The sequence below is a fragment of the Flavobacterium sp. genome (genome assembly GCF_013822155.1).
GTDB lineage: Bacteria > Bacteroidota > Bacteroidia > Flavobacteriales > Flavobacteriaceae > Flavobacterium.
The window spans coordinates 26,315-33,990 of sequence record NZ_PNJW01000032.1; the positions used below are offsets into that span (position 1 = coordinate 26,315).

Sequence of the window (7,676 nt, forward strand, 5' to 3'; positions counted from 1 at the left end):
AAATCTCTTATCTTTGAGTGAAATTTTGCACTATGTCTTTTACCAAAACCACCGAACAATCCTCCAAATACGAGCATTTAGAAAAAATGTCAGTTTCTGAACTTTTACAGAACATCAATACCGAAGATAAAACCGTTCCTTTAGCGGTTGAAAAAGCATTACCACAAATTGAGAAAACAATTGAAAAAGTAGTGAGTCAATTACAAAAAGACGGTCGATTGTTTTACATTGGAGCGGGAACATCCGGGAGATTGGGTGTAGTGGACGCTTCTGAATGTCCGCCAACCTTTGGAGTACCGTTTGATTTAGTTGTTGGTATTATTGCCGGTGGCGACAAAGCCATTCGAAAAGCTGTAGAGTTTGCCGAAGATGACACCGAACAAGCATGGAAAGACTTATCCGAATTCAATATCAATCAAAATGATTTTGTAATTGGTATTGCTGCTTCGGGAACCACTCCGTATGTGATTGGTGGATTGAAAAAATGCAATCAACACAACATTCCAACAAGTTGTATTACTTGTAACGAGGGAAGTCCGCTGTCAAAAGTTTCGCAATTTCCGATTGAAGTGGTCGTTGGACCCGAATTCGTAACCGGAAGCTCTCGCATGAAAGCCGGAACTGCTCAAAAATTGGTTTTGAATATGATATCAACTGCCACAATGATTCAACTGGGAAAAGTAAAAGGCAACAAAATGGTTGATATGCAATTGAGCAATAACAAATTGGTTGATCGTGGTATTCGAATGGTTATGAGTGAAATTCCCGTGAATTATGATGAAGCCGGAGTTTTATTGGAAAAGCATGGCAGTGTTCGAAAAGCGGTGGAGAGTTATCAGTCACAGTGAGCAGTCGCAGATATCAGATGCAGTTCAAGTAAATAATCTTAGAATATAAAAAAGATGGATAATAAAGAACTTTTATTTAAAGGATTAAAATATGCCGTTGGAGCAATTCCATTGATGTTTTTAGGACCTGTAATTATTCATAATGCGTTTATGAATAAACATACAAACTGGCATTATTTGGTTTTAGGTATCGGAATTTTTATTTGTATTACAGCTGTTTCTTTTATGTTTAAAGGAATTAAAATTATTATGAAAAGTTTATTTGATGAAAATAAAAATTGAAATGAAAAAAATATTCCCACTATTAAGTTTATTATTCATCTCCTGTTACCAACAAGAAAGAAATTGCACCGATTTTAAAACCGGTCAATTTGAATTTGAACAAGAAATTAAAGGAAAAAAAGAAATATCCATTTTTGAACGAAATGATTCTCTACAGATAGAAACCTTTCGTGGAAAAACGGATACCTCTTCTGTTCGTTGGATAAATGACTGTGAATTTGTGTTACAAAAGCTTCATCCTAAAGGCATGATAGAAAAAAAAGCTATTCACATGAAAATTTTAACTACTAACAAAAAAACCTATACCTTTGAATATTCTTTTGTCGGCGATAGTAATAAACAAAAAGGAATTGTAACAAAAGTAAATTAATTACGTAAAAGAATCGTTAACCAAATTAAAACTGACTTATGGAAGTATTCGCAAATCCCGATGCATGGGTTGCTCTATTAACGCTTACCTTTTTAGAAATTGTTCTAGGAATTGACAATATCATTTTTATATCCATTGTTACAGGGAAACTACCCGAAGAAAAACGCAAAAAAGCAACACGATTAGGATTGTTTTTAGCAATGTTCATGCGAATTGCATTATTATTTGGAATCACGCTTTTAATAGCAATGAAAGCTCCTTGGTTTAGTTTGGATATTGGTTGGTTCAGCGGTAGTTTTACTGGTCAGGCAATGGTACTGTTTTTAGGTGGATTGTTTCTTATTTATAAAAGCACCAAAGAAATTCACGAAAAAGTAGACCATAAAGGGGATGAAGAAAAAGACATGAAAACTTCTGCAGCCAAATCGTTCGGTAGTGTGATTGTTCAAATTCTATTAATTGACTTGATTTTCTCTGTTGATAGTATTTTAACCGCAGTTGGTATGACTAACGGTATTGAAGGAGCTCTCTACATCATGGTTACTGCCGTAGTAATTTCAGTAGGTGTCATGATGCTTTTTGCTGTTCCGGTTGGAAATTTTGTTAACGCAAATCCATCCATTCAAATACTTGGTTTAGCATTCTTAATTTTAATTGGATTTATGTTAATTACAGAAAGTATGCACTTGTCAAATGCTACTTTGGTTGGACAACATGTAGGTGCTGTACCCAAAGGATATCTTTATTTTGCTATTGCTTTTTCATTAGCAGTTGAGTTTATTAACATGAAAATTAGAAAGAAGAAATGACATTCTTACTATTAAATAAATAAATTAAAAAAAATGCCTTTCAAATTGAAAGGCATTTTTTGTTTATTCTAAACTCAATGTAATTTGTCCGTCGTCGTCCAGTTCAGTTTGAATATCGTCAGTAACATTATCTTCACCGGAAACTTCCATTTCCTCCGGAACTTCTTCTTCCGGTTCTTCATACGGCAGTGGTTCCAACAAGTTAACTTGTTTTATTTTATCTGTAGTCAATTGATTTCCGAGTGCTTTTATTCCTTTAATTGCAATAAACTGCTCAAAATCAACCGTCTGATTCTCTTTTTGAATACCTTTTACTTTTGCAAAAATTACTTCAGCAACTGGTCGCCAATCCGTAGAAACAATTTCTAATTGTGATTTCTCATGTTCTGAGATGAAGATTTCTTCTTTATTTTCGTTTTCAACCAAGAAACGTTTGACATAATATCGGTCTTTTTCTCCGTCGTAATAAATTGCCGAAATAGGTTTATTAGGATGCCATTTTTCCAACACTATCATTTCTTCATCAAAATGGGTAGTCAATTCCGGAATAATGGTTTTTAATTTTCCGGCTTGATTGATAACCAAAATACGATCATTGGGTCGGAATTCACCAAGCAACTCGCCTCTTCCATCCACGTTTAATCGCTGAACCGTATCATCAAACCAAATTTTACGTGGTCGCAAAGTAGAAATTCCTTTTTCTTTTAATTCGATTTTCTTAATCGGATATTTAGTAACCGTATTTCCTCGGGAAGCTCTTCCTTTGATGGCTATTTCCGCAAAATCTAAGTCCCATTTCAATTTTTTTACACTTCCAACCTGACGCAATAAAATGGTTACTACTTCCGCTTCACCATTTGGATTGGCAGAAAAATACAAGGTTTGTGAACCCGGTTTTTCCTGTGTTAAATCGTAAAATTTATCTCTAGTAACACCGGAAACATTGAATCGTTTGATAAAAGTAGAACCATTTTTTCCATCGCGATAAATCATATTATAAATGGTTCGCTTATCGTTTTTATCAAAAATGGCAATGTGAATAATGTCTTTCCCTATGAATTTTTTATCATCCACTTTGGTCACCATCATTTTTCCATCACGTAAAAAGACAATTACATCATCAATATCCGAACAATCGGCTACATATTCGTCTTTTTTGAGTCCGGTTCCAAGGAAACCTTCTTCTTTATTGACATATAATTTGGTGTTTCGCAAAACCACTTTTGTAGCTTCAATCGTGTCAAAACTTCTCAATTCGGTTTGACGTTCTTTTCCTTTGCCGTATTTGTCTTTTAACTTTTGGAAATAATCAATCGCAAAATCGATGATGTTATTCAAATGATGTTTCACTTGTTCCATTTCTGCTTCCAACTTCGCAATGGCATCGTCCGCTTTATCCGAATCAAATCGAGTAATACGAATCATCGGAATTTGTGTCAACTTTTGTAAATCATCATCATTAATCTCTCGAACAAATGATTTTAAAAAGGGTTTGAATCGATCGTACATATAAACATACAACGATTCTCTATCGGAATACAATTTGAAATCAATGTACATTTCTTCGCGAATGAATATTTTTTCCAAGGTAGAAAAATGCCATTTGTTTTCCAGTTCATCCAACTGAATTTCCAATTCTCGTTTCAGCAAATCCACCGTTCGATTCGTCGAAATTTTCAACATATCCGAAACACCGATAAACAACGGTTTATGATTCTCAATTACACAACCCAACGGAGCAACTGAAGTTTCACAAGCGGTGAACGCATACAATGCATCAATCGTTTTATCCGGAGAAACGCCAGGCGGAAGATGAATTAGAATTTCAACTTCAGCAGCCGTATTATCTTCAATTTTTTTGACTTTAATTTTACCTTTTTCGTTGGCTTTCAGAATACTGTCAATCAACGTTCCTGTGTTGGTTGAAAACGGAATTTGAGTAATCACCAACGTTTGTTTATCCAATTGAGAAATCTTCGCACGCACACGAACTCGTCCGCCACGTAAACCATCATTATAGTTGGAAACATCTGCAATTCCTGCGGTTGGAAAATCTGGAAAAATTGTAAATGGTTTGTTCTTTAAAATCTTTATTGAAGCATCAATCAATTCAATAAAATTATGTGGTAACACTTTAGTGGATAAACCAACGGCAATTCCCTCGGCTCCTTGTGCTAACAAAAGTGGAAATTTTACCGGAAGATTAATAGGTTCGGCACGACGACCATCATACGACATTCCCCATTCGGTAATTTTAGGAGAATATAAAATATCGTGACCCAATTTCGAAATTCGAGCTTCGATGTAACGGGAAGCGGCGGCACTGTCACCAGTTAGTATATTTCCCCAGTTTCCTTGCATATCAATCAGCAAATCTTTCTGACCGATTTGTACCATCGCATCACCAATACTGGCATCTCCGTGTGGATGATATTGCATCGTATGACCAACGATATTCGCTACTTTGTTGTAACGACCGTCGTCGAGTTCTTTCATCGAGTGCATAATTCGGCGTTGAACCGGTTTAAAACCATCTTCAATCGCAGGAACGGCACGCTCCAAAATTACATAGGAAGCATAATCGAGAAACCAATCCTTGTACATTCCCGTCACTTTGGTGATGGTGTCTTCGGGGTTTTCGTCGTTTTCGTAAAAATGTTTGTTACTAAAAACTTTTACGTCGTCAAAACCTTGTTCTTGGCTTGACTCATTGAGTTCTTCATTTTCATCTTCTGGGATGATGTTTTCTTCGTCTTCGTTTATCATTTTATGATGAACATATTTTAATAAATTTTTATTTTAAAATCAATTTTTCTCCACAACATCTAATTCCACTTTCAAATTATTGATAATAAACTCTTGTCTATCCGGCGTATTTTTACCCATGTAAAACTCCAATAATGTTTCGATGGAAGTAGCTTTATCTAACATCACCGGATCTAATCGAATGCTTTCACCAATAAAATTCTTAAATTCATCCGGTGAAATTTCTCCCAATCCTTTGAATCGAGTAATTTCCGGTTTGGGTTTTAATTTTTCTATGGCATCCACTCGTTCCTGTTCACTATAACAATATATAGTTTCTTTTTTATTTCGCACACGGAATAATGGTGTTTGCAAGATATATAAATGACCATCTTTGATTAATTCCGGGAAAAATTGCAGGAAAAAAGTAATCAACAACAAGCGAATGTGCATACCATCCACGTCGGCATCGGTAGCAATTACAATGTTATTATAACGCAAATCTTCCATCGATTCTTCAATGTTTAAAGCGGCTTGCAATAAGTTGAATTCTTCGTTTTCGTAAACGATTTTCTTACTCATGCCATACGAATTCAACGGTTTTCCACGTAGACTAAAAACCGCTTGCGTATTCACATCACGACTTTTAGTAATTGAACCCGAAGCCGAATCTCCCTCCGTGATAAAAAGCGTACTTTCTAACGTTCGTGGATTCTTAGCATCGGTTAAATGAACTCGACAATCACGTAATTTTTTATTGTGTAAACTCGCTTTTTTCGCTCGGTCTTTTGCTAATTTTCTAATACCGGAAAGTTCTTTACGTTCACGTTCGGCTTGTAGAATTTTACGTAAAAGTAAATCGGCTACTTCCGGATTTTTATGTAAAAAATTATCGAGTTTTTTTGAAATGAAATCATTGATGAATGAACGAACCGTTGGTCCTTTTGGGCCGATATCCGTAGAACCTAATTTAGTTTTCGTTTGACTTTCAAAAACCGGTTCTTCTACTTTAACTGCAATAGCGGAAACAATTGATTTTCTGATATCTGAAGGGTCAAAATCTTTTTTATAAAACTCACGAATGGTTTTAACGATTGATTCACGAAAAGCATTCAAATGCGTTCCGCCTTGCGTCGTATTCTGACCATTTACAAATGAATGGTATTCTTCAGAATATTGCGATTTACTATGTGTAATGGCTAATTCAATATCGTTGCCTGAAAGATGAATAATTGGATAAATCATATCTTCCTCGGCAATATTTTCTTCTAATAAATCTTTTAAACCATTTTCTGAATAATATTTTTCACCGTTGTAATATATTGTTAATCCCGTATTGAGGTAACAATAATTTTTGAGCATTTTAATGATGTACTCATTACGGTATTTGTAGTTTTTAAAAATAGTTTCATCGGCAATAAAGGCTACTTTAGTACCTCGGCGTTTAGTTGTTTCTTGAATATCTTCTTCTAATGTCAGATTTCCCGCGGAGAATTCAGCAGCTTTTTGTTGGTTGTCTCGAACCGATTCCACACGGAAATAATTAGACAATGCATTTACTGCTTTTGTCCCTACTCCATTCAGACCAACTGATTTTTTAAAAGCCTTAGAATCGTATTTACCTCCGGTATTCATTTTAGAAACAACATCAACAACTTTTCCTAGCGGAATTCCACGTCCGTAATCACGTACGGTTACCAACTTATCTTTAATAGTTACTTCGATGGTTTTTCCGGCACCCATCACGTATTCATCGATACAGTTATCTAATGTTTCTTTCAACAATATGTAAATACCGTCATCAGGTGAAGAACCATCACCGAGCTTCCCGATATACATTCCGGGTCGCATTCGGATGTGTTCTTTCCAATCGAGGGAACGAATATTGTCTTCGGTATATTGATTTTGTTCTTGCATTTTGGGTAATATCGAGTTTCTGCTAATGTAAGTGAAATCAATAGGAAATAAAAGAATAAAAAAAAGAAGTTATCAATAATAATATTGACAAAAAACATACATTTTATATTGTTAAAGCAACCAAATATAAAAAAACTAACCTTTATAATATTTTCTCAATTTCATATTGAGTTCTTTCGGATTAAAAGGTTTTATAATATATTCATTAATTCCAATTTGAAGTGCTCTGTCTAAATATCCAAATGAGGCTGAGGCTGTTAGAGCAACAATAGGAATTAATTTATCTTTTTCTCTAATTAAAGAAGTTGCTTCGTAACCATCCATTACCGGCATTGATAAATCCATTAAAATAACATCATAAGAATTCAAATTAAATTTTTCAACACCAACAAGACCATTTTCAGCTAAATCAACTTCCACATTCCATTGACTCATTATTTTTTGAGCAATTTTAATGTTAATCAAATTATCTTCTACTAATAACACCCGCATTCCATGTAGATCTTGTTCTTTATAATTTTCTTGCAAATCATCTGTAACAACTGTATCAAAGTGTTTATTTATGGGGAGACTTATTGTAAAATAGAATTTTGTCCCAATACCAATCTCACTTTCAAATTGAATATCTGATTCTAATAAATCAAGTAACTTCTTGGTTATTACTAATCCTAAACCTGTTCCTCCAAATTGTCTATAAGTTTTTGT

At 34.5% G+C, this 7,676-nt stretch carries 7 protein-coding genes; 4 read left to right on the top strand and 3 right to left on the bottom strand.

Going from position 1 to position 7,676, the window contains the following annotated elements; genetic code table 11:
• Nucleotides 1-32 precede the first annotated feature (32 nt).
• The 4 genes from murQ to C0512_RS09310 are packed head-to-tail and all read left to right on the top strand — an operon-like array spanning nucleotide 33 to nucleotide 2,309.
• Nucleotides 33-848: an N-acetylmuramic acid 6-phosphate etherase gene (gene murQ, locus C0512_RS09295; RefSeq protein WP_290860853.1), complete on the top strand. Its 816-nt coding sequence runs from the start codon at nucleotides 33-35 to the stop codon at nucleotides 846-848.
• Between the two features lie 54 nt (nucleotides 849-902).
• Complete coding sequence (locus C0512_RS09300) at nucleotides 903-1,130, top strand: DUF6095 family protein (RefSeq protein ID WP_290860855.1); 228 nt, start codon at nucleotides 903-905, stop codon at nucleotides 1,128-1,130.
• Nucleotide 1,131: 1 nt separating this feature from the next.
• Entirely contained in the window at nucleotides 1,132-1,500 is a 369-nt protein-coding gene (locus tag C0512_RS09305; protein ID WP_290860857.1) for a DNA topoisomerase IV, read from the top strand.
• 38 nt (nucleotides 1,501-1,538) lie between these two features.
• Nucleotides 1,539-2,309, top strand: a complete 771-nt coding sequence (locus C0512_RS09310; protein ID WP_290860859.1) for a TerC family protein — start codon at nucleotides 1,539-1,541, stop codon at nucleotides 2,307-2,309.
• Nucleotides 2,310-2,372: 63 nt separating this feature from the next.
• On the opposite strand, the gene C0512_RS09315 is transcribed toward C0512_RS09310, so the two are convergent.
• The 3 genes from C0512_RS09315 to C0512_RS09325 form a co-directional block, all read right to left on the bottom strand.
• Nucleotides 2,373-5,075, bottom strand: coding sequence for a DNA gyrase/topoisomerase IV subunit A (locus tag C0512_RS09315; RefSeq protein ID WP_290860861.1), 2,703 nt, complete (start codon nucleotides 5,073-5,075; stop codon nucleotides 2,373-2,375).
• A 39-nt stretch (nucleotides 5,076-5,114) separates the two neighbouring features.
• Nucleotides 5,115-6,971, bottom strand: coding sequence for a DNA topoisomerase IV subunit B (locus C0512_RS09320; protein WP_290860863.1), 1,857 nt, complete (start codon nucleotides 6,969-6,971; stop codon nucleotides 5,115-5,117).
• A gap of 135 nt (nucleotides 6,972-7,106) precedes the next feature.
• Nucleotides 7,107-7,676 (bottom strand): response regulator (locus C0512_RS09325; protein WP_290860865.1); only part of this gene is annotated, 570 nt, incomplete at its 5' end.